This is a genomic window from Muriicola sp. E247, from assembly GCF_041358175.1.
In the GTDB taxonomy this organism is placed as follows: domain Bacteria; phylum Bacteroidota; class Bacteroidia; order Flavobacteriales; family Flavobacteriaceae; genus Muriicola.
In genome coordinates this window covers 449,577-465,237 of the sequence record NZ_JBGKBE010000002.1, presented here as the reverse complement: position 1 = coordinate 465,237, position 15,661 = coordinate 449,577, and the positions used below count along the sequence as shown (strand labels likewise).

General features: G+C 43.3%; 16 protein-coding genes. 7 read left to right on the top strand and 9 right to left on the bottom strand.

Annotated features, from left to right (window positions below):
* The first annotated feature begins 35 nt into the window (after positions 1–35).
* Positions 36–1,025: a 2-hydroxyacid dehydrogenase gene (locus ACA086_RS05740; protein ID WP_371002387.1), complete on the top strand. Its 990-nt coding sequence runs from the start codon at positions 36–38 to the stop codon at positions 1,023–1,025.
* Between the two features lie 26 nt (positions 1,026–1,051).
* Here the strand turns inward: ACA086_RS05740 and ACA086_RS05735 are convergent, their stop codons facing one another.
* Positions 1,052–1,591 (bottom strand): hypothetical protein, encoded by a 540-nt coding sequence (locus tag ACA086_RS05735; RefSeq protein WP_371002386.1) that lies wholly within the window; start codon positions 1,589–1,591, stop codon positions 1,052–1,054.
* 141 nt (positions 1,592–1,732) lie between these two features.
* Between ACA086_RS05735 and ACA086_RS05730 the strand changes: the two genes are divergently transcribed.
* The 5 genes from ACA086_RS05730 (at position 1,733) to ACA086_RS05710 (ending at position 5,537) form a co-directional block, all read left to right on the top strand.
* A complete protein-coding gene (locus ACA086_RS05730; protein WP_371002385.1) occupies positions 1,733–2,239 on the top strand; it encodes a GyrI-like domain-containing protein in 507 nt (168 codons plus the stop codon).
* A 189-nt stretch (positions 2,240–2,428) separates the two neighbouring features.
* Positions 2,429–2,719, top strand: a complete 291-nt coding sequence (locus tag ACA086_RS05725; protein WP_371002384.1) for a hypothetical protein — start codon at positions 2,429–2,431, stop codon at positions 2,717–2,719.
* A gap of 208 nt (positions 2,720–2,927) precedes the next feature.
* Positions 2,928–3,683 carry a sulfite exporter TauE/SafE family protein gene (locus tag ACA086_RS05720; RefSeq protein ID WP_371002383.1) on the top strand — a complete coding sequence of 252 codons (756 nt, stop codon included), beginning with the start codon at positions 2,928–2,930 and terminating at the stop codon, positions 3,681–3,683.
* Positions 3,684–3,687: 4 nt separating this feature from the next.
* Entirely contained in the window at positions 3,688–4,323 is a 636-nt protein-coding gene (locus ACA086_RS05715; RefSeq protein ID WP_371002382.1) for a nitroreductase family protein, read from the top strand.
* An 11-nt stretch (positions 4,324–4,334) separates the two neighbouring features.
* Positions 4,335–5,537, top strand: a complete 1,203-nt coding sequence (locus ACA086_RS05710; RefSeq protein ID WP_371002381.1) for a DegT/DnrJ/EryC1/StrS family aminotransferase — start codon at positions 4,335–4,337, stop codon at positions 5,535–5,537.
* Here the strand turns inward: ACA086_RS05710 and ribB are convergent.
* The 8 genes from ribB to ACA086_RS05670 form a co-directional block, all read right to left on the bottom strand.
* The gene (ribB, locus tag ACA086_RS05705; protein WP_371002380.1) at positions 5,534–6,676 is read right to left on the bottom strand and encodes a 3,4-dihydroxy-2-butanone-4-phosphate synthase; all 1,143 of its coding nucleotides are present in this window, start codon (positions 6,674–6,676) and stop codon (positions 5,534–5,536) included. The genes ACA086_RS05710 and ribB overlap by 4 nt on opposite strands.
* Positions 6,673–8,097: an LptF/LptG family permease gene (locus tag ACA086_RS05700; RefSeq protein WP_371002477.1), complete on the bottom strand. Its 1,425-nt coding sequence runs from the start codon at positions 8,095–8,097 to the stop codon at positions 6,673–6,675. The genes ribB and ACA086_RS05700 overlap by 4 nt, the downstream gene beginning before the upstream one ends.
* 73 nt (positions 8,098–8,170) lie before the next feature.
* Positions 8,171–8,815 (bottom strand): outer membrane lipoprotein carrier protein LolA, encoded by a 645-nt coding sequence (locus ACA086_RS05695; RefSeq protein WP_371002379.1) that lies wholly within the window; start codon positions 8,813–8,815, stop codon positions 8,171–8,173.
* Between the two features lie 3 nt (positions 8,816–8,818).
* Entirely contained in the window at positions 8,819–11,179 is a 2,361-nt protein-coding gene (locus tag ACA086_RS05690; protein ID WP_371002378.1) for a DNA translocase FtsK 4TM domain-containing protein, read from the bottom strand.
* 63 nt (positions 11,180–11,242) lie between these two features.
* The gene (locus ACA086_RS05685; protein ID WP_369749219.1) at positions 11,243–11,608 is read right to left on the bottom strand and encodes a diacylglycerol kinase family protein; all 366 of its coding nucleotides are present in this window, start codon (positions 11,606–11,608) and stop codon (positions 11,243–11,245) included.
* Entirely contained in the window at positions 11,601–12,107 is a 507-nt protein-coding gene (gene tpx, locus ACA086_RS05680) for a thiol peroxidase (RefSeq protein WP_371002377.1), read from the bottom strand. Before tpx ends, ACA086_RS05685 begins: the two co-directional genes overlap by 8 nt.
* 69 nt (positions 12,108–12,176) lie before the next feature.
* Complete coding sequence (gene nhaC, locus ACA086_RS05675) at positions 12,177–13,664, bottom strand: Na+/H+ antiporter NhaC (RefSeq protein WP_371002376.1); 1,488 nt, start codon at positions 13,662–13,664, stop codon at positions 12,177–12,179.
* Positions 13,665–13,738: 74 nt separating this feature from the next.
* The gene (locus ACA086_RS05670; protein ID WP_371002375.1) at positions 13,739–14,959 is read right to left on the bottom strand and encodes an aminotransferase class I/II-fold pyridoxal phosphate-dependent enzyme; all 1,221 of its coding nucleotides are present in this window, start codon (positions 14,957–14,959) and stop codon (positions 13,739–13,741) included.
* Positions 14,960–15,114: 155 nt separating this feature from the next.
* Between ACA086_RS05670 and ACA086_RS05665 the strand changes: the two genes are divergently transcribed.
* Complete coding sequence (locus ACA086_RS05665) at positions 15,115–15,576, top strand: Lrp/AsnC family transcriptional regulator (protein ID WP_371002374.1); 462 nt, start codon at positions 15,115–15,117, stop codon at positions 15,574–15,576.
* Positions 15,577–15,661 lie beyond the last annotated feature (85 nt).

Genomic DNA, 15,661 nt, shown 5'->3' with positions numbered 1-15,661 from the left:
TACTAATCATTAAATCCACAAAGAACCGGAGATATATGAAAGTAGCTGTATTTAGCACTAAACCTTATGACCAGGAGTATTTTGAAAGGTATGCAAGCAGAGAAGACCTCCATTTCACCTATTTTGATTCTCCTTTGAATAAGGATACGGCCAATCTGGCGGCTGGTTTTGAAGTGATCTGCGTCTTTGTGAATGACACTGTGGATAAGGAGACCATAGATCTTTTGGCAGGGCATGGAGTGGGCCTTATCGCACTGCGCTGCGCGGGATACAACAACGTAGACCTCAATGCCGCGAAGGAAAAGAACATTAAACTTGTAAGGGTTCCGGCCTATTCCCCTGAGGCGGTGGCAGAACATGCTGTAGCCCTTATCCTTACGCTAAATCGCAAAACACACAAAGCATATAACAGGGTAAGGGAAGGGAATTTTTCCCTGAACAAACTCCTTGGCTTTAACCTCTATGGTAAAACCGTTGGGGTGATTGGTACAGGGAAGATCGGGGCAACCTTTTGTGGAATTATAAAAGGTTTTGGGTGTAATATTATTGCCTATGATCTGTATCCTTCGGAAGAACTTAAATCGCAGGGAGTGGAATACAAGTCGCTGGAGGATGTATTTAAAGAGGCAGACATTATCTCCCTTCACTGTCCGCTGAATCCCGATACTAAACACATCATCAACAAGTCGTCTTTGGAAATGATGAAAGACGGAATTATGATCATCAATACCAGCAGGGGAGCGCTGATCAACACTCCGGACATCATCGATGGTCTGGCTAATAAGAAAGTCGGGTTTTTAGGAATTGATGTTTATGAACAGGAAGAAAACCTTTTCTTTAAAGACCTTTCTGAGATGATCATCGAGGACGATCTGATCCTTCGCCTGATCAGCTATCCCAACGTTTTGATTACCTCACACCAGGCTTATTTTACCCGGGAAGCCATGGAAGAGATTACCCTTACCACTATAAAGAATATCAAAGAGTTTTGCAGTGGAAGTACTTTGTCTAATGAAGTTATGTAATTCCGGGTGATATAATACTTTTAGTATCAGAAGGTAATATTCACAAAAGGAATCACGGCACTGGTATACACAGTTTTATCCGAATCATAAAGCAGGTTTACCTTGGCTCCGATTGAGATATTATTCGTGACATTCAGGCCTGCCCCAACAAACAAAGCGCTGTCCCAGTATTTATCGGTCACATTTTCAGCTAGATTTTCCGTTTTTGTAGATACCCTCAATTCAGTAAATTCAAGGAGTGTTGTAATAATAGGTGCCGGGGTGTATTGAGTGATGACATTAAATCCAAAAGTTGTGGTGTTCTGTACATCTTTTATCCCGGCATAGCTGGCCTGTAAGCCTCCACCAAGACTTATTTTGTTACTTACGTCATAGATCAGATTGGGGGCGACAAAAATATTGGTCCCTCCAACAAAGTTCAGGCCAAATCCACAGCCAAACTTCAGGCGTTTGTCAACTACATCCGCACTGTCTTTCACCATAACAGTAGTTGCCTGGGAAAATGCTGCAGAAGTTATGAATATGGCACTGAGAACAAGTACAATTTTAAGGATTGATTTTTTCATGGGTAGTGTTGATTATCTTTCTAAATATTGAACATTTCGAGGTCAAGGTATTACTTTTTCTGAGATGATTCTAAATTGCTATTAAAATAGGATTTCTTTAGTCTACTTCGGAAATAATGGAGTATTGTGTTCCTTTGTGTTATGACGAATTTTTTTAAAAAGTATGAAAAACTTCATCCGCGTATAGAGAAATCTCCCTTGAGGAGATTAATCGGACTCAGGCGGCTGATGAGTGTAACTAACAACAAAACAGGGGAGTTATGGCAGCATTTTATGCCCAGACGGGGAGAAATTCAGAACAGGAATACTTCTGATGTGCTTTCTGTAAACCTATATGGGAAAGAGTATTTTGCAGAATTTAATCCTGACAGGGAATTTGAGAAATGGGCAGTAACTGAGGTATCAGCAAATACAGATATCCCCCCTGATATGGACACCCTGGAGATACCCTCAGGCCTCTATGCTGTTTTTAATTACAAGGGTCTTTCTACAGATAATTCTATTTATCAAGAAATCTTCAGTGAATGGCTTCCGAACTCAGACTATCTTTTGGATCACCGGCCCCATTTCGAGATACTGGGGGAGAAGTACAGGAACAATGACCCCGATTCTGAAGAGGAGATCTGGATTCCGGTAAGAAAGAAATAGTAAATAAAATAACTGCACTATAAAATTCAATTGGAGGTAAGTGAAATCAGCGTTTAAAGAAGTATTGATCATGACTGTCTAAGGATTGCACAAAAATTCTTAACTTTATACAATAGATCACTGACAATGAAGTAGATAGTCTGGACAAATCAGACGCTAAAATTCTTTTTAATCTCAAAAACGAAGCTTATGATCACTCTAGATAAAAGACTGGGCCTTATCCTTCTGGGATCTGTTTCACTTCTCTTGATCCCGCTTATTGCAATGCAATTTACGGCAGAAGTAAACTGGAATTTATTTGATTTTATTGTTGCCGGTATCCTCTTGTTAAGTGTAGCTTTCCTGGGTGAATTGTCCTGGCGTAAATTAAAGAATAGTCCCTACAGGACGTTGGTACTATTGGGGATATTCCTCCTTTTTGTACTTATCTGGGCCGAACTGGCCGTAGGTATCTTTGGCTCTCCGCTGGCTGGAAGCTAAATCATTCTTACCTGGATTCATTAACAATTACATTCCGTTCTTCTTTTGTGCCCTTGAGCTTTAAAGATAATGAGGTGATCTATACTGATAAGTCTAAATATTGATTTCGGCGGTCTTTTTATTTTATCGTACGACATGTGAGTGGCTAACATGGTAATAGATGTTATCTCTTATAGTGAATTAACAATTTAGCACGTATTTTTGCCCCATGGAGGAATGGTACCATTATGTTTTATTGGTGGGAGTGGGTTTTGTGGTTGGCTTTATCAACACCATTGCAGGCGGTGCCTCTCTGATCTCCCTTCCGGTACTTATCTTCTTAGGATTGCCTCCTTCCGTTGCTAACGGAACCAACAGAGTGGCTATTGCCTTCCAGACTGCAATAGGAGTGGCAGGTTTTAAGAGCAAAGGGGTGTCAACTTTTCCCTTTAATGTTTATCTGGGGTTAGCCGCTTTAATCGGCTCTATTCTGGGGGCATCAATTGCCGTTGATATTAAAGGTGAAACCTTTAACCGTATCCTGGCCATCATAATGGTCATCGTAGTACTGATCATCGTTTTTAAGCCCAAGATCAACCTTGAGAATATGCAGGAACGACTCACAGGGAAACATCTCTGGCTGGGAATGCTTGCGTTCTTTTTTATCGGAATCTACGGGGGCTTTATCAATGCCGGAATCGGGTTTGTGATCCTATTATTTCTTCATTATTTTCACCGTATGAGCCTGGTAAGGGCCAATGCCACCAAAGTAGCTGTTGTATGTATTTATACGCTGGCTGCCCTGGCGGTATTTATCCTCAACGACAAGGTGATCTGGAAAGTAGGTCTGGTCCTTGCCATTGGAAATGGGATGGGAGCATGGTTCTCCAGTAGGGTATCGGTAAGAAAAGGAGACGGATTTATAAAGACATTTTTGGTGATCATGGTGATTGCAATGGCGATAAAATTATGGTTTTTTACTTAAGAAAATGAGTGATAGTTTAGAACGATTGGAATGGCGGTATGCCGTAAAAAAATTCGATGCAGAAGCAATGCTCAAAGAAGAGCAGATCGACCGCCTGATCAGGGCCTTTAATTTAACCGCTACTTCATATGGATTGCAGCCTATCCGACTCGTAGTGTTGAAGAACAAGGAAATCCAACAGGCTCTGGTTCCATCAACCTATGGCCAAAAGCAGGTTGCTCAGGCGTCGCACGTTTTAGTGATCTGTATCGAAACCAGAATAGATAAGGAATACATCACCCAGTATTTTGAAAGGGTCAAAACCATTCGGGGAACCAGTGAGCAGATCCTTTCTCCCTTTAAAAATGAATTGCTGGAGAATTTTGAAGAAAAACACACAGAAGAAATCCAGCAGTGGGCTACTAATCAGGCCTATCTGGCCTTAGGTAATCTGCTGACTGTCTGTGCAATGGAAAAGATCGATGCCTGCCCTATGGAAGGCTTTGTGCCTGCTGCGTACGATGAACTATTAGACCTGAAATCTCGTGACCTTTCCTCCGTCCTGGTATTGCCGGTGGGGATAAGGGCAAAAGATGATATCTTCTCCTCAATGAAAAAGGTACGCCGGGATCTTCGAGAATCTGTCATTCAAATAAAATAATAACGTTTACTATGCCGGGATTTGAAATGTTTGGTGCCCTGGAAAGGGCTGAAGTGCAGGAGGTCCTGGATACAGGGGTTCTTATGCGATACGGATTTGACGGAATGCGCAACAATATCTGGAAAGCCAGGGAACTCGAAGAGGCCCTCGCTGCCAGGATGCAGACCAGATTTGCACATACCGTCAGTAGCGGTACTGCTGCCCTGACAGTGGCCATGGCCAGTGCCGGAATCGGCGCGGGGCATGAAGTGATCATTCCTACTTTCACCTTTGTTGCCAGTTTTGAGGCAGTTCTTGCCCTAGGGGCAATCCCCATTCTGGCTGATATCGATGATACACTTTGCCTCAATCCCGAGGCAGTTGAAAAAGCGATCACAGACAAGACAAAAGCCGTTATGCCCGTGCATATGTGCGGCTCCATGGCCGATCTCAATCCCTTAAAAGCTCTTTGTGACAAACACCAACTTCTCCTTATAGAAGATGCCTGCCAGGCTATAGGAGGGAGTTACGAAGGTAAACCCCTGGGGAGTTATGGCGATATGGGCTGTTTTTCTTTTGATTATGTAAAGACCATCACATGTGGAGAAGGAGGGGGGATCATTACAAATAATGAAACCTATTATAAAAATGCTGATCACTATTCCGATCACGGCCACGATCATGTTGGCAAAGACAGGGGTGCCGAATCTCATCCCTTCCTCGGATATAATTACCGAATCTCTGAATTAAACGCGGCTGTTGGAGTCGCACAGATTAAGCGCCTGGATGACTTTTTAAATATTCAACAAAAGCACTACCGTATTCTGGAAGATTCAATAGCGCAACTGGAGGGCATTACGCTGAGGAAGGTCCCTGAAACAGGAGTTCAGAATTATTCTTTTCTCAACTTCTTTCTCCCTACGACAGAAATAGCGAGAAATGCACACAAAGCACTCCTGGCTGCAGGGGTAGATGCTTGTTTTTACTGGTTTGATAATAACTGGCATTATTACAGAGAATGGGAACACCTCACCCAACAAAAGAGTCTGGGTGCTTTGGATGAAGCAGTAACTCAGCGAATAGCTGAGTCGACTCAAAAAGGATTCCCCGATTCGGATCAATGGATGGGTAGGACGATCTCCTGCCTTGTTAAATTAAGCTGGAGCAGAGAAGAAGTAGACCGGCGGGCAGCCTTGATACAGAAAGTCCTTAAAAATGAATTAAAGGGGTCTTAGTAGGGAACATATTCCAGGATCTCCAGACCATAACCAACGATCCCGACACGCTTCGTCTTTCCGCTATTGGTAAGCACTCGCATTTTACTGATGTTCAGGTCGTGTAGAATTTGGGCCCCGATACCAAAATCTTTGGTGTCCATATCGATATCCGGTGCTTTCATTATGCCTTTTTCCTGATTCTCTTTCAGTCCTTTTAATCGATTCAGCAAATTCAGGGATTCACTGGTCTGATTGATAAACACGATGGCCCCTGTCCCTTCATTGTTAATTGCCTGAAACATATCATCGAGTTTCTTTTCGGCATTGTTAGTGAGTGTCCCAAGAATGTCATTGTTAACCAAGGTAGAATTGATTCGGGTTAAGACAGCATCGTTTCGCTTCCAGAAACCTTTGGTTAATGCTATATGTACCTGTTCATTGGTAGTTTGCTGGTAGGCATGTAGGGTAAACTGCCCAAATCGGGTTTCCACATCAAAACACTCTTTCTTTACAATCAGGCTGTCGTGCTGCATCCTGTATGCGACCAGATCCTCTATGGAGATCAATTTGAGGTCGAACTTTTTAGCAACTTCCGCCAAATGAGGCAGACGCGCCATAGTCCCATCCTCATTGAGGATTTCCACAAGTATTCCGGCAGGTTGAAATCCGGCCAGTCGGGCCAGGTCTACGGCTGCTTCGGTATGACCGGTTCTCCTGAGCACACCACCATTCTTGGCCCGTAAAGGGAAAATATGACCAGGTCTTCCCAGATGGTGGGGCTTGGTTTCGGAATCAACCAGGGCTTTTATGGTCTTGGCTCTGTCGTGTACTGAAATCCCCGTTGTGCATCCGTGACCAATCAGATCCACAGACACTGTAAACTGAGTATGATGAAGTACTGTGTTGTTCTGAACCATCATGCTCAGATCGAGTTCTTCACATCTCGACTCGGTTAATGGGGTACAGATAAGTCCGCGTCCGTGCTTAGCCATGAAGTTGATCATTTCGGGGCTCACCTTTTCCGCCGCTGCGATAAAATCGCCTTCGTTCTCCCTGTTCTCATCATCAACTACAATCACCACTTTGCCATTGCGAATATCTTCAATGGCTTCTTCTATAGTATTCAGGCGTATTTCTTTCTCTTTGCTCACCATCATGGTGTCTTCTTTTTAAACCTCTTTCGTATTCCCTCCGTAAGTACGTCCCACACATGACCAAAACTCATCAATCCACGATCTGCCGTGGCCCTTCGGGTGAGAAATATCCCCAAAGGTAACATTATTAAGGTAGAAAGCCACGCCCCCAGTACAGGGTGTATGTTCCCTTCCTTTGCATAATTCCCGGCAAATACCCCGATAAAGTAGTAGGCAAGGAATAAAACTATGGCAATAACCATTGGGAGCCCCAGACCCCCTTTTCGGATAATAGCGCCCAGAGGGGCTCCTACAAAAAACAGGATGATACAAGACAATGCCAGGGCGTATTTCTTGTGCAGGGAAAGTATATGCATATTGTAGATCTTGTATTTGTTCTGTATATCCTGTTTCTTCCCTGTTACAGAATTAAGAATATTGGAAACCGCATTCGAAGCCGCACTTATGATCTGTCCCTGCTGCCATTCCTGATAGAGACCTAGTATGTCTGAAGTATTTTGCACACTGTCACCTCCTATCTCTTCCAGAGGTCTTGTATCTGTTCTTGTAAACTGATTTTCCGGAATTTGCTCAACAGTATCTCTTTGGGAAATAGGGGTAAAAGCCCCCATCCTGGTTACGATGTTCTTGGAAAAAGCGCCAATGACCGTAAGGTTATTTTCCCGGATAGAATCAATATCCTTTTTCAGTCGGGAAATATTCTTCATCTTATCCGTTCTTACATTCCGTTCCTCCTCCAGATCCTGAGTATTCTCGGGGATTTCGATATTGATAATATAGGTCTCAAAATTTGCTTTGGCGAAGGGATGACGCTTGCGTTCATCCGCCGCTTTTGGCACTAATTCTTCATAGTAGTATCCGTCAGATAAGACCAGTTGAATTATATCCGATTCCTCGCTACTAATCAGTTCCCCGGAATTTGCTTTGATTACCGTATTGTTCTTTTGTAGATTCGATTTCTTATGGATGATGACATTTTGCAGGTATTTGTCATTATTCCCGAATTTGTTGTCAACCTTTATATTCATCCCTTCGAAGTCGCTGAACACCCCTTCCTCGATAACAGCAGCCGGTTTCACCTTGGCTATGTTCCTCCTGAGATTATAAATTTTTTGTTCTGCGGCTGGGATCACCGTATTTGCAAAGTAAAAGGTTACTCCGCCCAGGAAGACGACCAGAATGATAATGCTGAGCATTGATCGCTGCAAAGATATCCCTGAGGCTTTCATAGCGGCGAACTCGTAATTCTCCGCAAGGGCCCCGAAGGTAAGGATGGAAGAAAGTAAAACGGTAAGTGGCAATACTTTCTCTGTGAGGTTGGGCATCAGGTAGAAAAGAAACTTCCCGATGATAATGATATCAAGGCCTTTCCCTGCAATATCATCAATAAAAAGCCAGATCGTCTGAAAGATGAAAATAAACATCAAAATCACAAACGAACTCAGAAAATTGTACAGGAACCTGCTTAGGATATACTGGTCTAATATGCGCAAGTTGCTAGTTTCTTATTATATAGTAACCATCATTTTCATACCTGGCTTCATCAAATGTAAATAAGGTTTTTGACAACGGCTGATTGGTTTTAAAAGAATTAACAGTAATCGTTGTTTTAGTGCCGTTTTTGCCTGTTTCGATGAGTTTGTAGATATGTTTGGTCTGTGCATCGATTCCCAGCAGGATGGACGCGATTTCCGAATTGGTATCAATGGGCGTAAGTTTTACGTACTGTATCTTCCTGCCCTGAACATTCTGCAAAATATCCCAGGCATAATTGTGTCCCGATTTGTAAAAAGTGAGCATTTTAGATGGGGTAATGGTGTTTTCATCTTCCGTGCGATCTTCAATAGTCACTTCTTCATTTTCAGGAACGATGGTATACACTTTCTTTCCGTCATAAAGTTGTTGAGAACCCAAATAATTAAACAGGTATTTATCACCCTGCAGGGTTACATCACCCCGGGTTTCCTGATTGATATTTGCCTCCTTGTTTTCAAGGGTATATTTAAATTCTACCTCAATATTTTCATAACTCTGAACCTTGTTGTATACCTCATCGAGCAGGGCCTTGGCCTTAGCAGAATCCTGAGCAAACACAACGATACTCAAGAGGAGGGTAAGTACTAGGGGGACTATTTTTTTCATGACTTATTTGGTTTCTTCATTTAACATTTTTTCCAGGGCATAAATATCCGGCACTAATACGGCCCTCGCTTTACTTCCTTCAAAAGGACCTACGATGCCGGCAGCTTCCAGTTGATCTATAATTCTCCCGGCCCTGTTGTAGCCCAATTTCAGCTTTCGCTGGATCAGGGAAGCAGATCCCTGCTGGGCCGTAACAATGACTTCAGCAGCATCCCTGAACATGGCATCCCTGTCTGCGATATCCATAGCAATACCTGTGCCAGAATCTTCACCTGAATACTCAGGTAATAGGTGTGCACTTGCGTATCCTCTTTGTGATCCGATATATTCGGTGATTTTTGCTACTTCGGGGGTATCTACAAATGCGCACTGTATCCTTGTAATATCATTTCCCTGGGTAAACAGCATATCACCGCGGCCAATCAACTGATCGGCGCCCTGAAAGTCGAGAATTGTCCTTGAATCAATTTTGGAAGTTACTCTGAATGCCAGCCTGGCAGGAAAATTTGCCTTGATGATTCCGGTGATCACATTAACTGAAGGTCGCTGGGTCGCGATTATCAGGTGTATACCTATGGCCCTGGCCAACTGCGCGAGTCGGGCTATTGGTGTCTCCACTTCCTTCCCGGCTGTCATGATCAGATCAGCAAACTCATCGATCACCAGGACGATATAGGGCAGGAAGGTATGCCCGTCATTCGGATTTAGTTTCCTGGCCTTAAATTTCACGTTGTATTCTTTGATGTTCCGCACCATGGCCGATTTCAGGAGCTCATACCGGTTGTCCATCTCAATACAAAGGGAGTTAAGGGTGTGTATGACTTTGGTATTGTCTGTGATAATCGCCTCTTCAGAATCGGGGAGTTTTGCAAGATAATGGCGTTCAATCTTGTTGTAGAGAGTTAATTCTACTTTTTTAGGGTCGACCAGGATAAACTTAACTTCAGCCGGGTGTTTTTTGTAGAGCAGGGAGGTGAGTACGGCATTTAGTCCGACCGACTTACCCTGTCCTGTTGCGCCGGCCATCAATAAGTGGGGCATTTTGGCCAGGTCAACTACAAAAGTTTCATTGCTGATGGTCTTACCAAAGGCGATAGGCAACTGCATTTCTGCTTTCTGGAATTTGCTAGACGCGATCACCGAACGCATTGAGACCGTAGTGGCCTTTTTGTTGGGAACTTCGATTCCTATTGTGCCCTTTCCGGGGATCGGGGCGATAATCCGTATTCCCAGAGCCGCCAAGGACAGGGCGATATCATCTTCCAGGTTCTTGATTCTGGAGATCCTTACACCGGCTTCCGGTACAATTTCATAGAGAGTAACTGTCGGACCAATAGTAGCTTTGATCTGGGCAATTCCAATTTTGTAGTTTTTAAGAGTATCGACAATCTTGTTCTTGTTTTCTTCCAGCTCTTCCTGGTTGATGGTAATTCCTCCTGTGAACCCGTGCTGGTCGAGAAGGTCGAGATGCGGAAACTTATAATTACTCAGCTCCAGGGTGGGGTCAAATTCACCAAAGTCCTCTACCAGTTTGTCTGAAAGCAGGTCGCTTTCCTCTTTCTCTTCAGCAACCGTACTCACTTCCATGGCAATTTCCTCTTCCTTCTTTTCCTCTTTGGCTGTTGAATCGGCTCCACTATCTGAGGGAGAATCTTCCAGATGTGGAATGTCCTTTTTGTGTGTATAGGTATCGAGGACTACCTCGGTTTCTTTTTCTTCCGGCATGAGGGTGGGTGAGGAATCTGTTTTTTTCCTTTTAAAATCGGAAGCAAGGGAGGCCGATTTTGATTTAAAGAAGGATGCGATTCCTTCCGGGGTAATTTTAAAAAGCCGAACCAGTATGACGGTAAGCATAAAAAGAAGAATAAGAAATACTCCGATCTTCCCTGTGTAATCCTGGAGGAAATCATTCATTTCATAGCCAACTAAACCACCAAGTAATGGTTGTTTTAAGGCAAAGAATCCCAGGGCAACAGAAGTCCATATCAAGAGGAGAAGTCCCCAGACCCATTTGTTCCAAAGGGCTTTCCCGGGTATACTTAGGAAGAGGTAGAGTCCTGTAAGGCACAACAAAAAGGGAAGGATAAAAGAAGCGAGGCCAAAGCCACGGTACATTATATAATAACTTACACTGGCTCCAAATTTATTCAACAGATTTTTGGCCTGTTCATTTCTATTTGCGAATTCAGTAAGCAGACTTTGATCTTCCTGCCAGGTGAAATAAAAAGAAATAAAAGAAAAAAACAGGGCAATACTCAGTAATATCAAAAGGCTTCCGAGAATAATCTTATTCTGCCTGGAAAACCTGAAAGATGTTCTTTTTTTGGAAGCCGTAGGTCTGGACTTTTTTTTCTTGGTCGCCATTAATGCATAAAGTTCATGGTGTAAAAATACAAATTTAGCAAGGAAGCAGAAGTGGTCAGGCCTTTAAAATATTCTGGGGATATAGATGATAAGGCCAACTATAGTAGCTGCGATAGCAGCCAGCATAACAGCCCCGGCCGAGATGTCCTTAATAAAACCGATTTTGGGGTCAAGATTGGGCTGTATGTAGTCTGAGAGTTTTTCTATAGCAGTATTTACCCCTTCAACCCCCATAACCAGCCCTATGGCCAGAGTTTGAAGTATCCATTCAGTAGTCGAAATCTGGTAGTAAAACCCGGCTGCGGTAATTAAAACTGCAATAACAAACTGTATCTGAATACTGCTTTCTGTCCTCAAGAGCAGGAAGGCTCCCTTAACCGCATAAATAAAACCCTTAACCCTGTTCATTACAAAAGATTCTTTATTCATTCTCAAGGGCCTCGAGGGCTGCTTTATAATTTGGTTCATTACCAATGGAAGAAACGAGTTCGGTATAGACTACTTCCCCATCTGAATTGATTACTACCACTGCCCTCGCCAGAAGTCCTTCGAAAGGGCCATCGACAAAGGTTACCCCATAAGATTCACCAAATTCGTTGCTTTTGTAATCACTTAGCATCAGTACTTGATCAATGCCTTCGGCTCCACAGAATCGACTAAGGGCAAAGGGCAGGTCTTTGGAGATGCAGAGAACCACAGAATCTTTAATCTCTGCCGCCTCCCTATTAAAAGTTCTTACAGACTGGGCACATGTACTGGTGTCAACCGATGGGAATATGTTGAGGACAACATTCTTCCTTCTGAATTGTTCCAGACTAACCGAAGTAAGATCACGCTTTGTAAGTATAAAATCAGGTGCCGGAATTCCGGGGGCTGGAAGTTTCCCTATTGTATTTGAGGATGTACCGGTAAATTTCACTAAAGCCATTAAAATCAGATCATTGTTTGGGTCCGAAAATTAGGAAATAAATGAGGAACTCTCCAAGCGAGAATAAGCTTATTTTAAAGGGACCTTTGCGAGTTGCTTAATCTTGATCTGTAAGGCCGCAAACGTAAGGGTCATCATTGGGCTTAACCAGTTAAAGATGGCATAGACAAAATATTCTGCTACGCTTACTCCCAGAACACCGCTGTGGTAGGCACCACAAGTATTCCATGGAATCAGAACAGAGGTGACGGTACCGGAATCTTCCAGTGTTCTGCTCAGGTTTTCGGGTGCGAGGCCACGGTCTTCATACGCTTTGGCAAACATCTTCCCTGGAACAACGATAGCCAGGTATTGATCTGAAGCTGTGACGTTCAGGGCTATACAGCTTCCAACTGTACTGGCAAAGAGTCCAAAGGTGGTTTTCGCCATACCCAAAAGGGCGGTCGTAATTCTCGATAATGCTCCTATTCCGTCCATGATCCCTCCGAATACCATTGCGCAGACGATAAGCCATATGGTGCCCAGCATACCTGCCATCCCTTTGGCAGAAAACAGGTCGTTCAGGGCAGGGTTATCAGTTGCTATGGAAGTATTGATAGTAATTGCATTGAGAATGCCTTTATAACCAGTTTCAAAGGTGAGCTCTTTGGCTCCGGTAAGACCTGCTACGATTTCAGGCTGAAAGAAAAGGGCAAAGGCACCCCCCAAAAGAGTACCGATCAGCAGCGCCATCAGCGGGGGCGCTTTTTTCACGATCAGCAGGATAACTGCCAGCGGTACGATAAACAACCAGCCGTTGATATTAAAGGTGGCTTTTATTGAGGTAAGTATACTTTCCGTATCGGCAACACCTGTTGTTTCCAGATTCAAACCAATAATTATAAATACGATGAGTGTAACTGTTATAGTAGGTACGGTGGTATACGTCATATATCTGATGTGCCCGAATAATTCTCCTCCTGCCATTGCGGGGGCCAGATTCGTTGTATCTGAAAGGGGAGACATTTTATCTCCGAAATAAGCTCCCGAAAGTACGGCTCCGGCTGTCATCCCAAGGGATATACCCAGGGCGTCACCAATTCCTATTAACGCAATTCCAACGGTTGCTGCGGTTGTCCAGCTGCTACCGGTAGCGATGGAAATGATGGCACAAATAATGACACAGGCTGCAAGAAAAATTGTAGGATTCAGGATCTGAAGTCCGTAATAGATCATGGCCGGAATTATTCCGCTTACCAGCCAGGTACCGGCAAGGGCTCCTACCATTAGGAGGATGAGGAGAGCGCCTGTGGTCGATTTCACATTTTCGGCTACTTCGGCCAGCATTTGTTTGTAGGACACTTTGTTAAAAAATCCTACGATGGCGGCAACTGCCCCTCCCATAAGTAAAATAAACTGGTTTGATCCGCTGATAGCGTTGTCACCAAAAACGTAGACATTGTATGCCAGCATACCCACAAGGGCAAAAACAGGGATAAGCGCCTCCCAGATATTTAACTCCGTATTATCAACGATATGTTCGTTCTCCCTGTGCGCATTCGATTTTTTGGCCGTCATTTACCGTAGTTTAGTTTGCCGGTAATATTACAATTTTAGCCACGGTTGTGCAAACAAGACAGAAAGTGAGGGTGTCAGACCGTGACAGTATCCGAGTCGAGGATACCCAACTCAACCATAGAGGATTTCATCAGGGTATAGGTGCGGTGAATATCATTATCCAGGCCAATAGAAAATCGGATTAACCCATCAGAGAGACCCATTTCAATTTGTTCTTCCTCCGGTATTTCGGAAGAAGTAGACGTGCCAGGAGCACTAAAGAGGGTTTTATAGAATCCAAGACTTACAGCCAGATATCCGAGATTTTTCTTTTGCATGAGTTCCATAAGCTGGTTGGCTTTCTCTAAGCTTCCCACGTCAATGGTAAGAATGCCTCCGAATCCGTATTCATTGGTCATTTGTTTTTTCATCAATGTGTGTCCGGAATGAGATGAAAGGCCGGGATAAACTACACGCAGTCCATCTTTTTCAAAATGCTGTGCAAGATAGAGTGCATTTTCACTGTGTTTTTTCATTCGGATGTGCAGCGTTCTCATGTTTTTCAGGATGGAAGCTGCCCTTAGACTGTCGAGTGTACTGCCCAGTAGCATTCCTGCTCCGTTATTTACATCTTTTAAGGCAAGACAGAACTCCTTGGTGCCACAAACCACTCCCGCAACACAATCGCTGGTTCCGTTGATAAATTTGGTAAGACTATGAATAACCACATCAGCTCCAAGCTTCCCGGGAGCAATAGATAGAGGAGAAAATGTATTGTCCACTACTAATGGTATATTGTGCTTTTTAGAGAGATCTGACAGCGCTTTGATATCCGCAACCTCGAGTAGCGGATTGCTCACAGATTCACAGTAGATCATCTTTGTTTTGGGCGTAATGGCCTCTTCCACTGCCTTAAGTGAGGTAATATCGACAAAGGAGGTATTGATTCTGAACTTTTTCAGGAAATTTTTCATAAAGGCATAGGTGCCTCCGTAGATAGTTCTGCTACTTACTATGTGCTCATCCGCATCACAGAGTTGCAGGATTACGGCTGTTATCGCACCCATTCCACTGGCGGTAACATTGGCGGTTTCCGTACCCTCTAAAGCGGCAAGGGCTTCACCTAGATACAGGTTGGAAGGGGAGGAGTGCCTGCTGTACAAATAGCAGCCCTCTGTATTGCCCTCAAAAGTATCGAACATTGTCTTTGCAGAAAGAAAGGTATAGGTAGACGAGTCGGAGATTGATGGATTGACGCCACCGAATTCCCCGAAGTTATGTAATTCCTGAATTTTGTCTGATGCATCGTGAGCCATAGAAATGAATATTTTAGATACTAAAATTAGTTATTATAGGAATCAAATACAATATATTTAGTAATTTATAGAATTTAATTCTATAAATATTTATTATATTAGAATAATATATCATTTAATATGAGTATAAGCAGAATAATCAGAATTTAAATCATATGAAACTAGACCATTTGGATAAGCAGTTGTTGGGGCTTTTACAGGACGATTGTAAGAAAACGACCAAGGCCTATGCAACCGAGCTGGGGCTTTCTACCACAGCCGTTTATGAACGGATAAAAAGACTGGAACGTGATGGGGTCATTAAAAAATATGTTGCCCTTTTAGACAAGCAACTTGTGGCGATGGACTTTACCGTTCTCTGTCACGTAAAATTAAGTCGGCATATCAAGGAATACGTCCTGCAATTTGAGCGAGAAGTTTTGCAGTTGGAAGAGGTCTCAGAGTGTTTCCACGTTAGTGGGGATTATGATTATATTCTAAAGGTCCACGTATCCAATATGGCGGCATATCGCGAATTTATGGTGACAAAACTCACTGCACTCAATAATATTGGAAGCACTCAAAGTTCATTTGTAATTAGCGAGGTAAAGGCGTCCACAGCGATTTCCCTCGGATAAAATCTGTTATCTAAAAGCTAATCGTCAATCGCACATTTGAGCAATTTTTATTTTTCCAAAACAAAGCCCATAGCTTCAAAACAGT

What these genes read in the sequence shown, in the direction of transcription:
- ACA086_RS05695 (WP_371002379.1), bottom strand. Translation starts at nt 8,815, where the DNA reads ATGAAAAAAATAGTCCCCCTAGTACTTACCCTCCTCTTGAGTATCGTT.
- tpx (WP_371002377.1), bottom strand. Translation starts at nt 12,107, where the DNA reads ATGGCTTTAGTGAAATTTACCGGTACATCCTCAAATACAATAGGGAAA.
- ACA086_RS05670 (WP_371002375.1), bottom strand. Translation starts at nt 14,959, where the DNA reads ATGGCTCACGATGCATCAGACAAAATTCAGGAATTACATAACTTCGGG.
- ribB (WP_371002380.1), bottom strand. Translation starts at nt 6,676, where the DNA reads ATGATGGTGAGCAAAGAGAAAGAAATACGCCTGAATACTATAGAAGAA.
- ACA086_RS05700 (WP_371002477.1), bottom strand. Translation starts at nt 8,097, where the DNA reads ATGTTTATTTTCATCTTTCAGACGATCTGGCTTTTTATTGATGATATT.
- ACA086_RS05725 (WP_371002384.1), top strand. Translation starts at nt 2,429, where the DNA reads ATGATCACTCTAGATAAAAGACTGGGCCTTATCCTTCTGGGATCTGTT.
- ACA086_RS05685 (WP_369749219.1), bottom strand. Translation starts at nt 11,608, where the DNA reads ATGAATAAAGAATCTTTTGTAATGAACAGGGTTAAGGGTTTTATTTAT.
- nhaC (WP_371002376.1), bottom strand. Translation starts at nt 13,664, where the DNA reads ATGACGGCCAAAAAATCGAATGCGCACAGGGAGAACGAACATATCGTT.
- ACA086_RS05720 (WP_371002383.1), top strand. Translation starts at nt 2,928, where the DNA reads ATGGAGGAATGGTACCATTATGTTTTATTGGTGGGAGTGGGTTTTGTG.
- ACA086_RS05735 (WP_371002386.1), bottom strand. Translation starts at nt 1,591, where the DNA reads ATGAAAAAATCAATCCTTAAAATTGTACTTGTTCTCAGTGCCATATTC.
- ACA086_RS05740 (WP_371002387.1), top strand. Translation starts at nt 36, where the DNA reads ATGAAAGTAGCTGTATTTAGCACTAAACCTTATGACCAGGAGTATTTT.
- ACA086_RS05730 (WP_371002385.1), top strand. Translation starts at nt 1,733, where the DNA reads ATGACGAATTTTTTTAAAAAGTATGAAAAACTTCATCCGCGTATAGAG.
- ACA086_RS05665 (WP_371002374.1), top strand. Translation starts at nt 15,115, where the DNA reads ATGAAACTAGACCATTTGGATAAGCAGTTGTTGGGGCTTTTACAGGAC.
- ACA086_RS05715 (WP_371002382.1), top strand. Translation starts at nt 3,688, where the DNA reads ATGAGTGATAGTTTAGAACGATTGGAATGGCGGTATGCCGTAAAAAAA.
- ACA086_RS05710 (WP_371002381.1), top strand. Translation starts at nt 4,335, where the DNA reads ATGCCGGGATTTGAAATGTTTGGTGCCCTGGAAAGGGCTGAAGTGCAG.
- ACA086_RS05690 (WP_371002378.1), bottom strand. Translation starts at nt 11,179, where the DNA reads ATGGCGACCAAGAAAAAAAAGTCCAGACCTACGGCTTCCAAAAAAAGA.